The sequence below is a fragment of the Streptomyces sp. NPDC088197 genome, assembly GCF_044741185.1.
Lineage (GTDB): Bacteria > Actinomycetota > Actinomycetes > Streptomycetales > Streptomycetaceae > Actinacidiphila.
On record NZ_JBIUSD010000019.1, the window covers coordinates 15,364 to 31,335 of the forward strand.

The 15,972-nt window shown below is 72.7% G+C and carries 12 protein-coding genes; 5 read left to right on the plus strand and 7 right to left on the minus strand.

The window, feature by feature from the left end:
• Positions 1-126 precede the first annotated feature (126 nt).
• Positions 127-1,818: an FAD-binding dehydrogenase gene (locus tag ACIOC1_RS31240; RefSeq protein ID WP_391162333.1), complete on the minus strand. Its 1,692-nt coding sequence runs from the start codon at positions 1,816-1,818 to the stop codon at positions 127-129.
• 183 nt (positions 1,819-2,001) lie between these two features.
• Between ACIOC1_RS31240 and gltX the strand changes: the two genes are divergently transcribed.
• Entirely contained in the window at positions 2,002-3,387 is a 1,386-nt protein-coding gene (gene gltX, locus ACIOC1_RS31245; protein ID WP_401857502.1) for a glutamate--tRNA ligase, read from the plus strand.
• 87 nt (positions 3,388-3,474) lie between these two features.
• Positions 3,475-4,143 (plus strand): hypothetical protein, encoded by a 669-nt coding sequence (locus ACIOC1_RS31250; protein WP_401857329.1) that lies wholly within the window; start codon positions 3,475-3,477, stop codon positions 4,141-4,143.
• Between the two features lie 140 nt (positions 4,144-4,283).
• On the opposite strand, the gene ACIOC1_RS31255 is transcribed toward ACIOC1_RS31250, so the two are convergent.
• The gene (locus tag ACIOC1_RS31255) at positions 4,284-4,745 is read right to left on the minus strand and encodes an ATP-binding protein (protein ID WP_401716231.1); all 462 of its coding nucleotides are present in this window, start codon (positions 4,743-4,745) and stop codon (positions 4,284-4,286) included.
• Positions 4,746-4,911: 166 nt separating this feature from the next.
• The gene (locus tag ACIOC1_RS31260; protein ID WP_401857332.1) at positions 4,912-5,637 is read right to left on the minus strand and encodes a GntR family transcriptional regulator; all 726 of its coding nucleotides are present in this window, start codon (positions 5,635-5,637) and stop codon (positions 4,912-4,914) included.
• Positions 5,638-5,694: 57 nt separating this feature from the next.
• On the opposite strand from ACIOC1_RS31260, the gene ACIOC1_RS31265 reads away from it, so the two are divergent.
• Positions 5,695-6,510: a class I SAM-dependent methyltransferase gene (locus tag ACIOC1_RS31265; protein WP_355337915.1), complete on the plus strand. Its 816-nt coding sequence runs from the start codon at positions 5,695-5,697 to the stop codon at positions 6,508-6,510.
• A gap of 133 nt (positions 6,511-6,643) precedes the next feature.
• Positions 6,644-10,501, plus strand: a complete 3,858-nt coding sequence (locus ACIOC1_RS31270) for a S41 family peptidase (RefSeq protein ID WP_401857335.1) — start codon at positions 6,644-6,646, stop codon at positions 10,499-10,501.
• A gap of 126 nt (positions 10,502-10,627) precedes the next feature.
• On the opposite strand, the gene ACIOC1_RS31275 is transcribed toward ACIOC1_RS31270, so the two are convergent.
• From ACIOC1_RS31275 to ACIOC1_RS31290, 4 genes are all read right to left on the minus strand, one after another.
• Positions 10,628-10,864 carry a hypothetical protein gene (locus ACIOC1_RS31275; RefSeq protein WP_401857338.1) on the minus strand — a complete coding sequence of 79 codons (237 nt, stop codon included), beginning with the start codon at positions 10,862-10,864 and terminating at the stop codon, positions 10,628-10,630.
• A 123-nt stretch (positions 10,865-10,987) separates the two neighbouring features.
• On the minus strand, positions 10,988-11,908 hold the full coding sequence (locus tag ACIOC1_RS31280) for an SDR family oxidoreductase (RefSeq protein ID WP_401716239.1): 921 nt from the start codon (positions 11,906-11,908) through the stop codon (positions 10,988-10,990).
• On the minus strand, positions 11,905-13,074 hold the full coding sequence (locus ACIOC1_RS31285) for an alpha/beta fold hydrolase (protein WP_401857341.1): 1,170 nt from the start codon (positions 13,072-13,074) through the stop codon (positions 11,905-11,907). The genes ACIOC1_RS31280 and ACIOC1_RS31285 overlap by 4 nt, the downstream gene beginning before the upstream one ends.
• A complete protein-coding gene (locus tag ACIOC1_RS31290) occupies positions 13,071-14,573 on the minus strand; it encodes a flavin-containing monooxygenase (protein ID WP_401857344.1) in 1,503 nt (500 codons plus the stop codon). Before ACIOC1_RS31290 ends, ACIOC1_RS31285 begins: the two co-directional genes overlap by 4 nt.
• Positions 14,574-15,034: 461 nt before the next feature.
• Between ACIOC1_RS31290 and ACIOC1_RS31295 the strand changes: the two genes are divergently transcribed.
• Complete coding sequence (locus ACIOC1_RS31295; RefSeq protein WP_401857505.1) at positions 15,035-15,901, plus strand: MerR family transcriptional regulator; 867 nt, start codon at positions 15,035-15,037, stop codon at positions 15,899-15,901.
• The last annotated feature ends 71 nt before the right edge of the window (positions 15,902-15,972 follow it).

Sequence of the window (15,972 nt, forward strand, 5' to 3'; positions counted from 1 at the left end):
CGGACGGGGGCCGGGCGCCAACACCTCTGAAACGCATGACGGTTGGCGGACCCGCCCGGACGGGCGGCCGGGTGCCGGGGCACGGAGGGAGCGCCGGGGGCGGAACCCCCGGCGCCCGCTCGCGCGTTATGCCGTCGCGGCCGCGGCGGCCCGCCCCGCCGCGCGCCCGGAGAAGATGCAGCCGCCGAGGAACGTCCCTTCCAGCGACCGGTATCCGTGCATCCCGCCGCCGCCGAATCCCGCGGCCTCGCCCGCCGCGTAGAGCCCGCTGAGCACCTCGCCGCGACCGGCCGCGCCGCCGTCCTCCGCGCCTTCCGACCCGCCGCGCAGGACGCGCCCTTCGAGGTCGGTCTCCAGGCCGCCGAGCGACTTCCGGGTCAGGATGTTGAGCCGCACGGCGATCAGCGGCCCCGCCTTCGGGTCGAGCAGCCGGTGCGGCGACGCGGTGCGAATGAGCTTGTCGCCGAGGTAGTTGCGGGCCCCGCGAATGGCGGTGACCTGCAAGTCCTTGGTGTACGTGTTCGCGATCTCGCGGTCGCGCGCCTCGACTTCGCGCCGTACGACCGCCTCGTCGACCAGCCCCTCGCCCGTCACGGCGTTCATCCCCCGCACCAGGGCGCCGAGGTCCTTCTCCACCACGAAGTCGACGCCGTGCTGCTTGAACGCCTCGACCGGCCCCGGCGCCCCCGGCAGCGCGCGCTTGAGCACGTCGCGCACGCTCTTCCCGGTCAGGTCCGGATTCTGCTCGGAGCCCGACAGCGCGAATTCCTTCTCGATGATCTTCTGGGTGAGGACGAACCAGGTGTACTCGTGGCCCGTCCCCATGATGTGCTCCAGGGTGCCGAGCGTGTCGAAACCGGGGAAGTACGGGACCGGCAGCCGCTTGCCGGTGGCGTCCAGCCACAGCGACGAAGGGCCGGGCAGGATGCGGATGCCGTGGCGGGCCCAGATCGGGTTCCAGTTCTCGATGCCCTCGGTGTAATGCCACATCCGGTCACCATTGATCAACCTTCCGCCCGCCGCCTCTGTGATGCCGAGCATCAGGCCGTCCACGTGCGCGGGAACGCCGGAGAGCAGTTTGCCGGGCGGGGTGCCGAGCCGCTTGGGCCAGGCGGCCCGTACGAGATCGTGGTTGCCGCCGATGCCTCCGCTTGTGACGACCACGGCCTGCGCGCGCAGTTCGAACGCGCCCGCCGTCTCCCGCGAACTGGCCTCGCCGCGCGCCACGTCGCTGGCCACCAGGACCTCGCCGGTCACACCGTCCACGGCGTCGCCGGTACGGGTCAGGCCGGTCACCCGGTGCCGGAAGCGCAGTTCGACCCGCCCGCGCGCGACCTCGTCGCGCACCCGCTGCGCGAAGGGCGCGACGACGCCGGGCCCGGTGCCCCAGGTGATGTGGAAGCGCGGCACGGAGTTGCCGGGGCCGGTGGCCAGGAAGCCGCCGCGCTCGGCCCAGCCGACCACCGGGAAGAAGCGCATGCCGCGCTGGTGCAGCCAGGCCCGCTTCTCGCCCGCGGCGAAGTGCACGTACGCCTCGGCCCAGCGGCGCGGCCAGTAGTCCTCGGGCCGGTCGAAGCCGGCCGTGCCGAGCCAGTCCTGGAGCGCGAGGTCGGGCGTGTCCTTGATCCGCATCCGGCGCTGCTCGGGCGAGTCGACGAAGAAGAGCCCGCCGAAGGACCAGAACGCCTGGCCCCCGAGGGACGCCTCGGGCTCCTGGTCGACCAGGATCACCTTCCGTCCGGCCTCCGCCAGCTCAACCGTGGCCACCAGACCGGCCAGCCCCGCGCCCACCACCACGACATCCGCGTCCAGCGCCATCCGACCGCTCCTTACTCGCCAGTAGTCAACGTAGTGACGAGCACGTTACGCGAGCGGCGGGCGCGGGTCAGCGGCATCGGGACCCCGCATAATCCGAGGCGCGGGGCGCCGACCCGGCTCGGTAGGATTCACGCCATGTCTGATGCCCCGCTCCGCGTCCGTTTCGCCCCCTCCCCGACCGGTATGTTCCACGTCGGCGGCGCCCGTTCCGCCCTCTACAACTGGGCGGTCGCCCGACAGTCGGGCGGCACCTTCGTCCTGCGCATCGAGGACACCGACGCGGCGCGCAACAAGCCCGAATGGATCGACGGCATCATCAGCGCGCTCGCCGCCATCGGCATCAGCGGCGCCGACCCCGCCTTCGAGGGCCCGTACTTCCAGTCGCACAACGCCGACCGGCACCGCGAGGCCGCCTCCCGGCTCCAGATCGAGGGGCGCGCGTACTACTGCGACTGCACGCGCGACATGCTCAAGGAGCGCACCGGCTCCGAACACCTCGGCTACGACGGCTTCTGCCGCGAGCGCGGGCTGGCGTACGAGCCGGGGCGGGCGATGCGCTTCCGCACGCCGGACGAGGGCGAGACGGTCGTGGTCGACCTGATCCGCGGCGAACCCGCCTTCCCCAACAGCTCCATCGAGGACTTCGTCATCGCCCGCGGCGACGGCTCCCCGGTCTTCCTGCTCGCCAACGTCGTGGACGACCTCGACGAGCGCGTCACGCAGGTCATCCGCGGCGAGGAGCACCTGTCCAACACGCCCAAGCAGCAGCTCCTCTGGGAGGCGCTGGGCGCCACCCCGCCCACCTGGGCGCACCTGCCGGTGATCGTCAACGAGAAGCGGCAGAAGCTCTCCAAGCGCCGCGACAAGGTCGCCCTCGAGGACTACCTCGCCGAGGGCTACCTGCCCGAGGCCATGGTCAACTACCTGATGCTGCTCGGCTGGGGCCCCGGCGACGACCGCGAGATCCTGCCCTACGAGGAGCTGGAGCAGCTCTTCCGCATCGAGGACGTCATCGGCTCCTCGGCCTTCTTCGACGTCAAGAAGCTCACCGCCTTCAACGGCGAGTACATCCGCGCCCTGTCCCCCGCCGCCTTCGTCAGCGCCTGCGCGCCGTGGCTGACCGCCCCGCACGCCACCTGGGACCCGCTGTCGTACGACGAGGCCGTCTTCGAGACCGTCGCGCCGCTCGCCCAGACCCGGATCGCCCTGCTGTCCGAGATCACGTCGTACGTCGACTTCCTCTTCCTCGACGAGCCGGTGCGCGACGACGCGTCGTGGTCCAAGGCGATGAAGGCGGGCGCGGCGGATCTTCTGCGCGACGCAGCCAATGAACTGGGCGCGCTTCCCGACTGGTCGGCCGAGCCCCTGAAGGCGGCTCTGGAGTCCATCGCCGCCGCCCACGGCCTCAAGCTCGGCAAGGCCCAGGCGCCCATCCGCGTCGCCGTCATGGGCCGCACCGTCGGGCTGCCGCTCTTCGAGTCGCTCGAAGCCCTCGGCCGCGAGCGCGCGCTGGCCCGCCTGGAGGCCGCCCGCACCCGGCTGGAGTCGGAGACGCCCACCGAGTCGTAAGACCCGCCACCCTGGCGCGGCGGGTCTTACACCGCCGCGCCGGACCCGGCATCGGGACCGGCCGCCGGACGGCGTACGGTCGCCGCCGTGACCGTTTACGACACCGCCCGGCGGCTCCCCGCCATCCCCGTGCTCCGTGACCACTGCCGCGCGCTGGCCATGCTGGAGGCGATACTCAGCCCGTCGTGGGAGAGCCGCTTCTACTCCTTCGACGCGCACTGGTCGGACGTCGAGGAGATGGCCTCCATGAGCAACGGCTCGGGCGACGAATACTCCATCGTCTTCTCCCCCCTCGGCGCCTACGTCCGCGGCTTCGCCCACGAGTCCCGGATGAGCCCCTACGTCGAGGACGGCCCCTGGCCCGGTGTCCTCGACGACGTGCCCGCCGTCTTCCGCCCCTGCGTCGAAGAGCCCGCCTTCAGCGACGAGGACGGCATGCCCGTCGTCACCGCCTGCCTCTGGCGGCAGGCCGCCGACACCGCGTGGCGGACCGGGAGCGCCATCGAGTTCCCCGACGCGCCCGACGGCGACCCCGACGGCGCCGGGCTCCTCTTCCCGCTGCTCACCGACCGCGACGCCGACGCCTACCGCGCCTTCGCCGAGGACTACTACGAGGTCCCGGTCGCCCCCGCTCCCGTCCACCACGTCCTCGCCCTGCGCCCGCTGACCGCCGAGGTCGTCACCACGCTCAACCCCGACCTCACGCTCCCCGAACTGGCCGACGACATCGCGGCCATCGGCTACCCGCGGCCGTAGCCGTAGCCGTAGCCGTTGCCGTAGCCCCACCACCTGACTACGTACGGCCGTCCGCGCCGCTCTCCGGGGCGGCGTGGGCCAGGCCCGCGCGGTAGGCGATGACGACGAGCTGCGCCCGGCCTCGACCGGGTTTTCCCGCACTACCCCTGGCCGCCCGCGGGCCCGGAAGCCACCCCCTTGAACCGCGCCCACACCACCTTCCCGAACGGCTCCCGCCCCTCGACCCCCCACCCGTCCGCGACCGCCGCGACGATCAACAGCCCCCGCCCCCGTACATCCGCCGCACCGGGCTCGCACACCCGCGGCCTCCGCTCCCCCTCCTCGTCACGACTGTCATGCACCTCCAGCCGTACGCACCCGTCCTCCACCACCACCCGCACCAAAAACCCGTGCCCCCGCCGCGTCCCGTGCGCCAACGCGTTCGACGCCAACTCCGATACGCACAACCGCACGTCGTCAACGACAGGCGACAACCCCCATGCCCTCAGGGCCCCTGCGGCGAATTCGCGCGCCAGCCCGACCGATTCGCGTTTCGCGTCGAAGAATCTCGATACGGCCGCGGGTAAGACTCCGGCCTTGAGCGCAGCGCTGTCATCAGTCACGAACGGTTCCCTTCGTGTAGCACAGCGAAGTCATACGCAGACGTGCCGCATGGGCGGCGATCCCGGCCTAGACCCCGCGCGGCACGCCAACGACGAACAAGGGGTGCGAGGAAATCGCCCCCCTTGAGACTGGACCGGTTGACCGGTCCAGTCAAGTGATTGTCTACTATCCGTGACTCATCGGGTAGTTGTCCGTCAGCTCCCACAGGTCGGAAGGAGTGACGCCCTCTTCTGCGACGAGAACCCGGCCGTCCTTGTCGTGCGCGACATGGAGCACGACCGCGACTGCGAGCGGTAGTTCACGTCGCAACTGCTCCGCCTCCGCTGACGTCGCCAGGCGCACTTTCGTGAGGTCGGTACCCCGCGCCGGTGAACGCCCGGTCTGGCGGGCCACGTAATGGGTCGTCCCTTCGGCGATCGGACCCGCCTGAGTCAGCTTCGGACAGGCCGCCGCGATGTCCGCCGGAAACCACGCCGTGACCAGCGACAGCGGAGCACCGTCGTCAAGCAGCACCAAGCGGTCACGCCGCAGAGCGGACACGCCCGCGGCAAGGTCCAAAATCCTTGCGACACGGTCGGGCGGCGTTTCGTGAACAGGCTTGCCCAACCGTCGGAAGGGGTGACCACCGGTCACGCGCGTGGCGTCTGCCCGGCGCCGACCGGCGGGACGCGCCAACGGCGTTGTGAGTACGTGGAATCCCTGCCCCTGGCGAGCCGCCACGAGGCCGTCTCCCCTCAGTACATCCATCGCCTTGATGACCGTCGCCCGCGACACGGACCACTGCTCGCACAGATCCCGCCCCGACGGCAGGACGTCTCCCGAACCGAACTCACCGTCGGCGATCCGGGCCCGCAACGAATCCGCGATCTCTTCGTACTTGAGCTTGGGCATGGCGGGGCACTCCCGTTCGGTGGACAGGTTGACCGGTCAGGGTAGACCATCACAACCATGGCGACCGCACCCCATGTAGCGTCCGAGATCCTGGACTTCTACGGCTCGGTATTCGACGAGTCGACGCGTCTGACCTCCTCTGCCGACGGCGCGCTGGAGTTGGCGCGGACCCGGGAGATCCTGCGGCGTCATCTGCCGCCCGCGCCCGCCGCTGTGCTCGATGTCGGCGGCGGGGCCGGGGTGCATGCGAAGTGGCTGATCGAGGACGGCTACCGGGTGCACTTGGTGGACCCGGTCGAACGGCATGTGGAGCACGCGAAGTCGGTCGGCTGCACCACGGAGTTGGGCGACGCGCGAGCGTTGAGCGCGGGGGCCGGGACGTACGACGCCGTCCTGTTGCTCGGACCGCTCTACCACCTGCTGGAGCGTGCCGACCGCGATCAGGCGCTAGCGGAAGCCCGGCGGGTGGTACGGCCTGGCGGCATGGTCGCCGCCGCCGCGATCGGACGGTACGCCTCGCTCTTCGAGCACACCGCGACGACGCTGCTGACGAAGGACCGCGTCCGGGACGCCGTCGGTGACATCCTGGCGACGGGCCGCCACGACCCCGGACGCAAGGGCTTCACAGCCGCTTACTTCCATACGGCGGCGGAGCTGGCGGATGAGCTGACCTGCGCGGGCCTCACCGACGTGACCGTCCTCGGCGTCGAGGGCCCGGCCTGGGCACTGCTGAAGGCCACCGAGCAGCACACGGGCGAGTCTCTGACCGACTCACCGATGTTCGCCGCGGCTCTGACCGCCGCCCGGCTGGCGGAGCCCTACCCGGAGCTGCTGTCCGCCGCATCGCACCTGCTGGCGGTGGGGACCGCCTGACGTCGGCCGTCTGGCCAAGGTCGGTGGGACGGGGTCCCCGGGGCTCCCGGGGCGGGGCGCATGGGCGGCGGACGGGGGCGAGGCGGGGGCGCAAGGTGGCGAAAAGTTGCCGGGGGTTTCCGGGGGCCGAACCATGGGAGGGGTGAGCGACGGCGCGTACCTCCGATTCCCGCATCTCCACGGCGACCTGCTCAGCTTCGCCGCCGAGGACGACATCTGGGTGGCCCCGCTGGGGGCGGCCGGGGGGTCGCCCGGGCGGGCGTGGCGGGTGACGGCGGACCGGACGCGGGTGGGGCCGCCGCGGCTGTCGCCCGACGGTTCGACCATCGCGTTCACGACCTGGCGGAGCCTGGACCCCGAGGTGTATCTGGTCCCGACGGACGGCGGGGAGTCGCGGCGGCTGACGTATTGGGGCAGCTCCGACACGCGGGTGTGCTCGTGGACGCCGGACGGCCAGGTGCTGGCGGTGTCGTCGCACGGGCAGCCGTTCGCGTACCACACGTGGGCGCACAGCGTGCCGGTGGACGGCGGGCCCGGCGGCCCGCTGCCGTGGGGGCCGGTGTCGGACATCGCGGTGTGCGACGAGAACGGGGAGCCGGGTGAGCGCCGCACCCTGCTGTTGACGGGGACGCCGCCGCACGAGCCGCACGCGTGGAAGCGGTACCGCGGCGGCGCGACGGGGCGGCTGTGGCTGCACGGCGAGCGGCTGGTTCCGGACATCGACGGTCACCTGGCGTCGCCGATGTTCGTGTCGGGCCGGATCGCCTTCCTCTCCGACCACGAGGGCATCGGCAATCTGTACTCGTGCCACCCGGACGGTGCGGATCTGCGGCGGCACACCGACCACGCCGAGTTCTACGCCCGCAGCGCCGCCACCGACGGCCGGCGGGTGGTGTACCAGTGCGCGGGCGAGCTGTGGCTGGTGGAGGACCTGGCGGCGCCCGAGGCCCGGCCGCGCCGCCTGGACATCCGGCTGGGCGGCGCGAGGAGCGGGCAGCGCCCGTACCAGGTGCCCGCGGCCTCGAATCTGGACAGCCTGGCCATGGACGGTACGGGCCGGGCCAGCGCCGTCTGCGTACGCGGCAGCCTCTACTGGCTCACGCACCGCGACGGCCCCGCCCGGACGATCGCCGACGAGCCCGGCGCGCGGGTCCGGCTGCCGGAGATGCTCGGCGACACCGGTCTGGTCGCCTTCGTCACGGACGCGGAGGGCGAGGACGGGATCGAGCTGGCGCACCTGCCGGGGCGGGCGTCGCGGACGGCGATCCGCGGCGGCGCGCGGGATTCCGCGGCGGCGGACGCGAAGGCGCAGGTGACGGAGGCGGAGGACGTCACCGAGGTGACGGAGGAGCTGACCGATGTGGTGCCGGTCGCGGGTGGCGACAAGGCGGACGGCGGGGCAGGCGGCGGGGCAGGCGGTGAGGCGGGCGACGGCGGCACAGCAGGCGGAGGCAAGGCCGGTGGCGGGGTGGGCGGCGGGAGCAAGGCCGGTGGCGGCAAGGGCGGCGCGGACGTCAGCCGTTCGAGCACGGTCTACACGGACCCCGCGGCCGGCCGCGGCAAGGGCGAAGGCCCCACCCGTACCCCCGGCTCGGACGGCCAATCGCCCGACACCGATGTGTACACGGACGACGACGTCACCGGCGGCGGCCACGAGCCGGACCGCCCCACCCGCCTCGCCGTCGGCAAGCTCGGCCGCGTCCTGGAGCTGGTCTCCTCCCCCGACGGCGGCACGCTGGCCGTCGCCACGAACGACGGCCGCCTGCTGCTGGTCACGACCGGCGAGGCGGAGGACGACTCGGACGGTGACGAGGGCGATGACCCGTACGGCCTAGGCGACGACGTACGGGCCGACGTACGCGACGTGCGCGAGATGCGCGAGATGGGCAATGCAGGCGACGAGCCCGGCGGCGCGGGTGACGGCACGCGAAACGGCGTGCGCCGCGTACCGCTGGACGATCACACAACCGACGGCCGCACCATGGCGGGCGCCGTCGACGAGCTGATCCGTTCCACCAACGGCCCCGTCCGCGACCTGGCCTTCTCCCCCGACTCGGCGTGGCTGACCTGGTCGCACCCCGGTATCGGCCGCAGTCTGCGCTCGGTGAAGATCGCCCGCTTGTCGGACCAGTCGATCATCGACGTCACCAACGGCCGCTTCGAGGACGAGCAGCCCGTCTTCACCCGCGACGGCCGCTACCTCGCGTTCCTGTCGTGGCGCGGCTTCGACCCGGTGTACGACGTTCATACCGGCGACCTGTCGTTCCCGCTCGGCTGCCGCCCGTATCTGGTGCCGCTGAACTCGGCGACGCCGTCACCCTTCGCGCTGCCGGTCGACGGCCGTCCCATCGGCGGCGGTCTCGACCCGGGCGAGAGCGGCGGCGGCGACGGCCCGGTGGTCGTCGAGGTGGAGGGCCTGGCGAACCGGGTGACGCCCTTCCCCGTCCCCGCGTCGAAGTACTCGGCGCTGGAGCCCGTGCACAACGGCCTGGTCTGGCTGCGCTGGCCGATCTCCGGCGCGCTCGGCGAGACCTTCGCCAACCCCACCGACCCCTCCGCCCGCCCGACGCTGGAGTACTACAACCTGACCAAGTCCAAGCGGACCGAATTGGTCCACCACATGGACTGGTACGCGGTCAGCGGCGACGGCCAGCGCCTGGCGGTCTTCGACGAGGGCGAGTTGGCCGTCCTGCCCGCCACCGAACGCGGCGACGACGACTCGACGGTCTATGTCGACATGCGCCGCATCCTGCACGAGGTGGACCCGACGGCCGAGTGGCGGCAGTCGTACGCGGAGGCCGGGCGGTTGATCCGCGACTACTTCTGGGCGCCCGACATGTGCGGCGTCGACTGGCCCGCGATCCTCGACCAGTACCGCCCGCTGGTCGAACGCGTCGCCACGCCCGACGAGTTCGCCGACCTGCTGCGCGAAGTCCTCGGCGAACTGGGCACGTCGCACGCGTACGTAGCCCCCGCCCGCCGCAACGAGGGCCCGCCGCACTACCAGCGCCCCATCGGCCTGCTCGGCGCCGACTTCCAGCACGGCAAGGACGGTACGTGGTCGGTCGTACGGATCCTGCCGGGCGAGTCGTCGGACTCCAAGGCCCGTTCGCCGCTGGCCGGTACGGGCATCCGCGAGGGCGCGGTGCTCACCCACATCGACGGGCGGCCGGTCGACCCGGACGCGGGACCGTATCCGCTGCTGGCGGGCGCGGGCGGCACCACCGTCGAGCTGACCTTCGTCGGACCGGGCCGCCGCGGCGCGCCCCGCCGCGTCGCCGTCGTCCCGCTGATCGACGAACGCCCGCTGCGCTACCAGCACTGGGTGGCCAAACGCCGTTCGGTCGTACGGCAGTTGAGCGGCGGCCGGTGCGGTTATCTGCACATCCCCGACATGGGCGGCTCCGGCTGGGCGCAGTTCAACCGCGACCTGCGGATGGAAGTCGCCTACGACGCCCTGCTCGTGGACGTCCGCGGCAACGCGGGCGGTCACATCAGCGAACTGGTCATCGAGAAGCTGACCCGCACCATCCTCGGCTGGGACCTCACCCGCAACGCGCAGCCGGTCTCCTACACCGGCAACGCCCCGCGCGGCCCGGTCGTCGCCATCGCCGACGAAGCGACGTCGTCCGACGGCGACATGATCACCGCCGCCTTCAAACTCCTCGGCATAGGGCCGGTCGTCGGCTCCCGCACCTGGGGCGGCGTCGTCGGCATGACCGGCCGCCACCGCCTCGGCGACGGCACCGTCATCACCGTCCCCATGAACGCCGCCTGGTTCGACGCGTACGGCTGGTCCGTCGAGAACCACGGCGTCGACCCCGACATCGACGCCCTCCGCACCCCGCTGGACTGGGCCGAGGGCCGCCACGGCCAGATGGACGTCGCGGTCCGCACCGCCCTCGCCCTCCTGGCCGAACACCCCGCCGCCACCCCGCCCGACCTCACCACCCGCCCCAACCGCCAGCGCCCCCCACTCCCCCCGCGCTGAACACACCGCGAAACGGGCGCGGCGGACAGAAACGGGCGCGGCGGACAGGAGAACGGGCCGCGGGCACAAGGGAGAAGGGGCACCCCCGAGGGGGTGCCCCTTATTTGTCACGGTGTTCGCGTGACGTCAGGCCCAGTCGTCCTGGTCCGCGTCGCTCGACTCGGAGCCGAGGCGGTCCTGCGACGGGTCCTCGATGTCGGAGCGACGGTCCCGCTGCCCCTGGTCCTGCTGGGTGCCGCGCTGCATGTTGTCGCGCGCGTCGTCCGCGGACTCGGCCGCCTTGTCGCGCTGGTCGCCGGCCGCGCCCTTGGCCTTGTCGGCGAACTCGCTGGCCTTGTCCTTGAACTGGTCGAAAGCGCCCATGATCACTCCTCCTGGAGTCTGTGGGGATGGGGCCTCGACCAGACTTACACGGGTGCGCGAAGTGCGCATCTCGGGACGAAAAGCCCAGCGCGGCAAGGACTTTGGGATCACGGAGCGTGAGGCTCAGGCGTTCGGTCCCGTGGTCGCGCCGGCCGAGCGGGCCGTCTCGTCGGCGGCGCCGCCCCGACCGACGAGGCCGCGGTGGGTACCGGCCGCGCGGGCGAGGGCGGGTTCGACCTGCCGCATCTGCCGCTGCCCGAGGGCGCCGCCGATGACGGACGGGAGGTAGCCGCGGATGGACTGCATGCCGCGCAGCCACGCCTGCCCGTAGACGTGCGGGGAGCGGCGCACGATCCCGGCGGCGATACGGTCGACGGCGGGTTCGAGCGGATAGGTGCGGTTGGTGGGCCACGGCAGTTTGGAGCGCAGGCCGCGCAGGACGTCGTCCTCGTCGGCGCCGCGCACCATGTCGGTGTCGGTCCAGCTCAGGTAGCCGACGCCGACCTTGACACCCTTGTGGCCCACCTCCCCGCGCAGGCAGTGCGCGAAGGCCTCGACACCCGACTTGCTCGCGCAGTACGCGGCCATCAGCGGCGCCGGGGTCAGCGCGGCCAGCGAGGCGATCTGGAGCAGATAGCCGCGCGACCGCAGCAGCGCGGGCAGGAAGGCGCGGGCGGTGGTGATGCTGCCCAGCAGATTGACCTGGATGACGCGGTCGAACGCCTCGGGGTCGGAGTCGAGGAAGGGGCCGCCGGTGGCCACCCCGGCGTTGGCGACGACGACGTCGACCCGGCCGAAGCGCTCGGCGACCTCCTCGGCCACCGCCGCCATCGCGGCCCGGTCGGTGACGTCGGCGGTCCACCAGCCCGCCCGCGCCCCGATCGACTCGGCGACCTTCTTCAGCTCGTCCGGCTCCAGGCCGACCAGCGCCAGCGTCGCCCCGCGCGCGGCGAGCTTGCGCGCCAGCAGCGCCCCCACCCCGCGCGCGGCCCCCGTGACCACCACGACCTGCCCGTCGAGCGAGCTGTCCGTACGGCTGCTCATGCGCTCTTCTCCTCTGTCCGTGTGTCGGTGAGCGGGTCAGTAAGTGTGCCGGTACCTGTGCCGGTACGCGGGTCGGTGCGCGGGTCGTCCACCGCGCGCGCGTCGCCGGACGCGGCGCCCACCCGCAGATGGGCCGCGGCCAGCTTCCGTACCGCCGCGACCACCGCGTCCGCGTCCTCGATCGGGGTCATGTGGCCGAGCCCGGGCAGCTCGATCAGGTCGGTGCAGTTCGGCAGGGCGGCGGCCATGCCGCGCGCGTGCACCGGAGGAGTGAGCTTGTCGGCGGTGCCGACCAGCACGGCCGTGGGCGCGGTGAGCGCGGCCAGTTCCGCGTCGAGGTCGAGCGCGGCGAGCACCCGCCCCCACTCGGAGCGCTGCCGCGCACCGCAGGCGTGCACGATACGGGCGGAGAAGGCCACCTGCTCGCGGGTCGAACCGGACGCCAGCACGCCGTACTTGAGCGCCGCGCGCGAGACCGGGGTGACCGGTCCGAGCGGCAGCCGGGACACGAGGAGCTGCCGGTGGAAGGCCCGCCGGACGCGCCGGGAGCTGAAGCGGGGCGGCAGCACCCGGGTCGAGCCGAGCAGCCGGGCGCTGCCGGTGCTGGTCATGAGGACGGCGGCCGTACGCTCCTGGACGGCGGTACGCCCGGAGGCCGCCATGATCGTCATACTGCCCATGGAGTGGCCGACCAGCACGGCCTTCTCACCGTCGTAGCCGTCACCGGTGCCGTCGCCAGCGCCGCCGCCGTCTCCGTCGCCGGAAGCACCCTCTCCGGAAGCACCCTCTCCGGAAGCGCCGACCCCGGAAGCACCGGCCCCGGAAGCACCCTCTCCCGAAGCACCGGCCCCCGAAGCGCCCCCCGGCAGCACAGCCCTCACCACCGCCTCCAGATCGTCGGCGAGCTGCGTCGTCCCGTACCCCGCCCGCGACCGCGGCGACGCGCTGCGCCCGTGCCCGCGCTGGTCGTACGCGATGACCCGGAAGTCGGCGGCGAGCGCACGGACGACCGGGGCCCAGAAGAGGGTGGAGCAGGTCCAGCCGTGGGCGAGGACGAGCGGCGGGCCGTCCGCGCGGCCGTACTCCTCGACGTGGATCCGGGTGCCGTCGGCGGAGACGACGGTCAGCTCGCGGCGGGCGCGTACCGCCTCGTAGGGCACCGTCATGACACGGCCTCCACAGCCTCGCGCCGACCCGCGACCGGGGCCAGCACCTCGTATTCGGAAAGCTTCAACTGCCGGGTGGCACGCCGGAATTCGGCGGTGGTGCCGGGCCAGGCGGTGGTGTTGCGCCCGTTCGCGTCGAGATACCAGCTCTCGCAGCCGCCGGTGTTCCAGACCGTACGGGCGGCGCGGCGCTGCATCTCCTCGTTCCAGGCGGTGACGGCCTCGGGCCTGGCCTGGAGGGCGGCGGCTCCGGTGGCGTCGAGGGTGCGCATGAAGTCGGCGACGTAGTTCAGCGACGACTCGATCATCAGGATCATCGAGCTGTTACCGAGGCCGGTGTTGGGGCCGATGATGAACAGGAGGTTGGGGAAGCCGTCGACCGCGCAGCCGCGCAGCGCGGCCATGCCGTCCTTCCAGTGCTCGGCGAGCGTGCGGCCGTCCGCGCCGATCACCCGGTCGCCGATCGGCATGTCGGTGACGTGGAAGCCGGTGCCGAAGACGATCGCGTCCACCTCGCGCTCGGTGCCGTCGGCGGTGACGATCGTCGAGCCGCGGACCTCGCTGAGCGCGGAGGTGACGACCTCGGTGTTGGGCTGCGCGAGCGCCGGATAGTAGCTGTTGGACAGCAGGATGCGCTTGCAGCCGATGGTGTAGTCGGGGGTGAGGCGGGCGCGCAGCTCCGGGTCCTTCACCGACCGCTTCAGGTGGTTGGCCGCGATCCGCTCGGCGGCCTTGAGCAGCTTCGGGTGCCGTACGAAGGCGCCGACCTGGAACTCCCTGATCAGCCAGAGCAGGCCGCGGCGCGCCTTGGCGGTGGCCGGGACCTTGCCGTGCAGCCAGCGCTCGGCGGCGCTGACCCCGCGGTCGACGCGCGGCATCACCCACGGCGGGGTGCGCTGCACAACGGTCAGCCGCGCGACCTCCGGCTGGATGGACGGCACGATCTGGATCGCGGACGCGCCCGTGCCGACCATGGCGACACGCTTGCCCTTGAGGTCGAAGTCGTGGTCCCAGCGCGAGGAGTGGAAGACGCGCCCGGGGAAGTCCTCGATCCCGGGGATGTCGGGGATCTTCGGGTCGGACAGCGGCCCGGTCGCGGAGACGACGACATCGGCGGTCAGCTCGCCCGCCGCGGTCGTCAGGTGCCAGCGGTTGGCCTCGCCGTCCCAGCGGGCCTGCCGTACCTCGGCGCCGAACCGCAGGTGCGGGCGGAGCCCGAAGGTGTCGGTGACCCGCTCCAGATACGCCCGGATGTGCTCCTGCCCGGAGAAGGCGCGCGGCCAGTCGGGGTTGGGCGCGAAGGAGAACGAGTACAGGTGCGACGGCACGTCGCAGGCGCAGCCCGGATAGCTGTTGTCGCGCCAGGTCCCGCCGACCGAGTCCGCGCGCTCCAGAATCACGAAGTCCGTGATGCCCTCGCGCCGCAGCCGTACCGCGGCCCCCAGCCCGCCGAACCCGGACCCGATCACCGCCACCCGCACGTGTTCGAGCTCGTCCATGGCACCGCCTTCCGCCGAATTGTGCCCCCGTCGATCATGCCAGCAATCACTGGCACGGTTCGGACTGTAGACCATGCCGGGTTACCTCCGGTAGGGGTAGGGGCGGAAGTCGTCCGTATGTGGGGCGCGGGGTGGGGCGCGGGGTCCCGGACGGCGGGGCGCGCGGTGGCGGACGACGGGCGCGCGGTGGGGCGTACGGGCCAGGACACGGGGCGTACGGCGGGGGCGTACGCGTCCGGGCGGCGGGGCGCGCGACGGAGCGTACGGGTCCGGACACGGGGGCGTACGGCCGGGCGCGCGGCGGCGGATGTCACGACGGAATACCTGCCCAGGGGCGGGGTCGGACAGCCCCGAACAGCACATAGGCTGGCCGCGTGGACGACAACGGAAGCGGCGGCGCGGGGGACCACGGCGCGGGCGACGGCTCCGGCAGCGGCTCAGCGGCCGAGCGCGAGTACCGCGTGGAGGAGCTGGCCAAGGCGGCCGGTATCCCCGTCAGGACGCTGCGGTTCTACCGTGAGCGGCGGCTGCTCCCGCCACCGCGCCGGGAGGGCCGGATCGCCTGGTACTCCGAGGCCCACCTCGCCCGGCTGCGGACCATCGCGGGGCTGCTGGAGCGCGGCCACACCCTCGGCGGCATCGCCGAACTGATCGGCGCGTGGGAGAACGGCCGCACGCTCGGCGGCGTCGCCGAACTGCTCGGCCTGGAGGGCGCGCTCACCGCGCCCTGGTCGGAGGAGACCCCGGTCCGCCTCACCCCCGAGGAGCTGGCCGACTACTTCGGCGAGGACGTCACCCCGGAGAATCTGACGACGGCCCTCGACATCGGCTACATCGGCGTCGACGGCGAGAACGTCATCCACATCAGCCGCCGCCTGCTCGACGCCTCCGCCGCCCTCGTCCACGAGGGCGTGCCGCTGGCCGCCGTCCTCGCCGCCGGACGCGGCGTACGCGCCCACACCGACGCGCTCGCCGACCTCTTCACCCAGGTCATCCGCACCCACGTCATCGGGCCCATGGACGACCTCCCGCCCGCCGAGGCCCACCGCATAGCCGAGTCCCTGCAACGCCTGCGGCCCCTCGCCAAGAACATCGTCGACGCCGAGATGGGGCTCGCGATGGAGCGGCGGGTACGGGCCGAGATCGACGCCTGGCTGCGGCAGCAGGCGGAGCGGGCGGAGGGCGACGCGGGCTGCGGTACGGACGGCGGTACGGACGGCGGCGCAGGAGCCGGGACGGACGGCGGCGCGGAAGCCGGTGTGGGCGGCAGCACGGACGGCGGTACGAAAATCGGTACGGACCCGGCCGAACCCACCGCCGGCGCCTGACGTACGCACCGCGCCCGACGTACCGGACGCGTCTGACCCGTCACATCACCCCGCACATCGCGAGCGCGCCG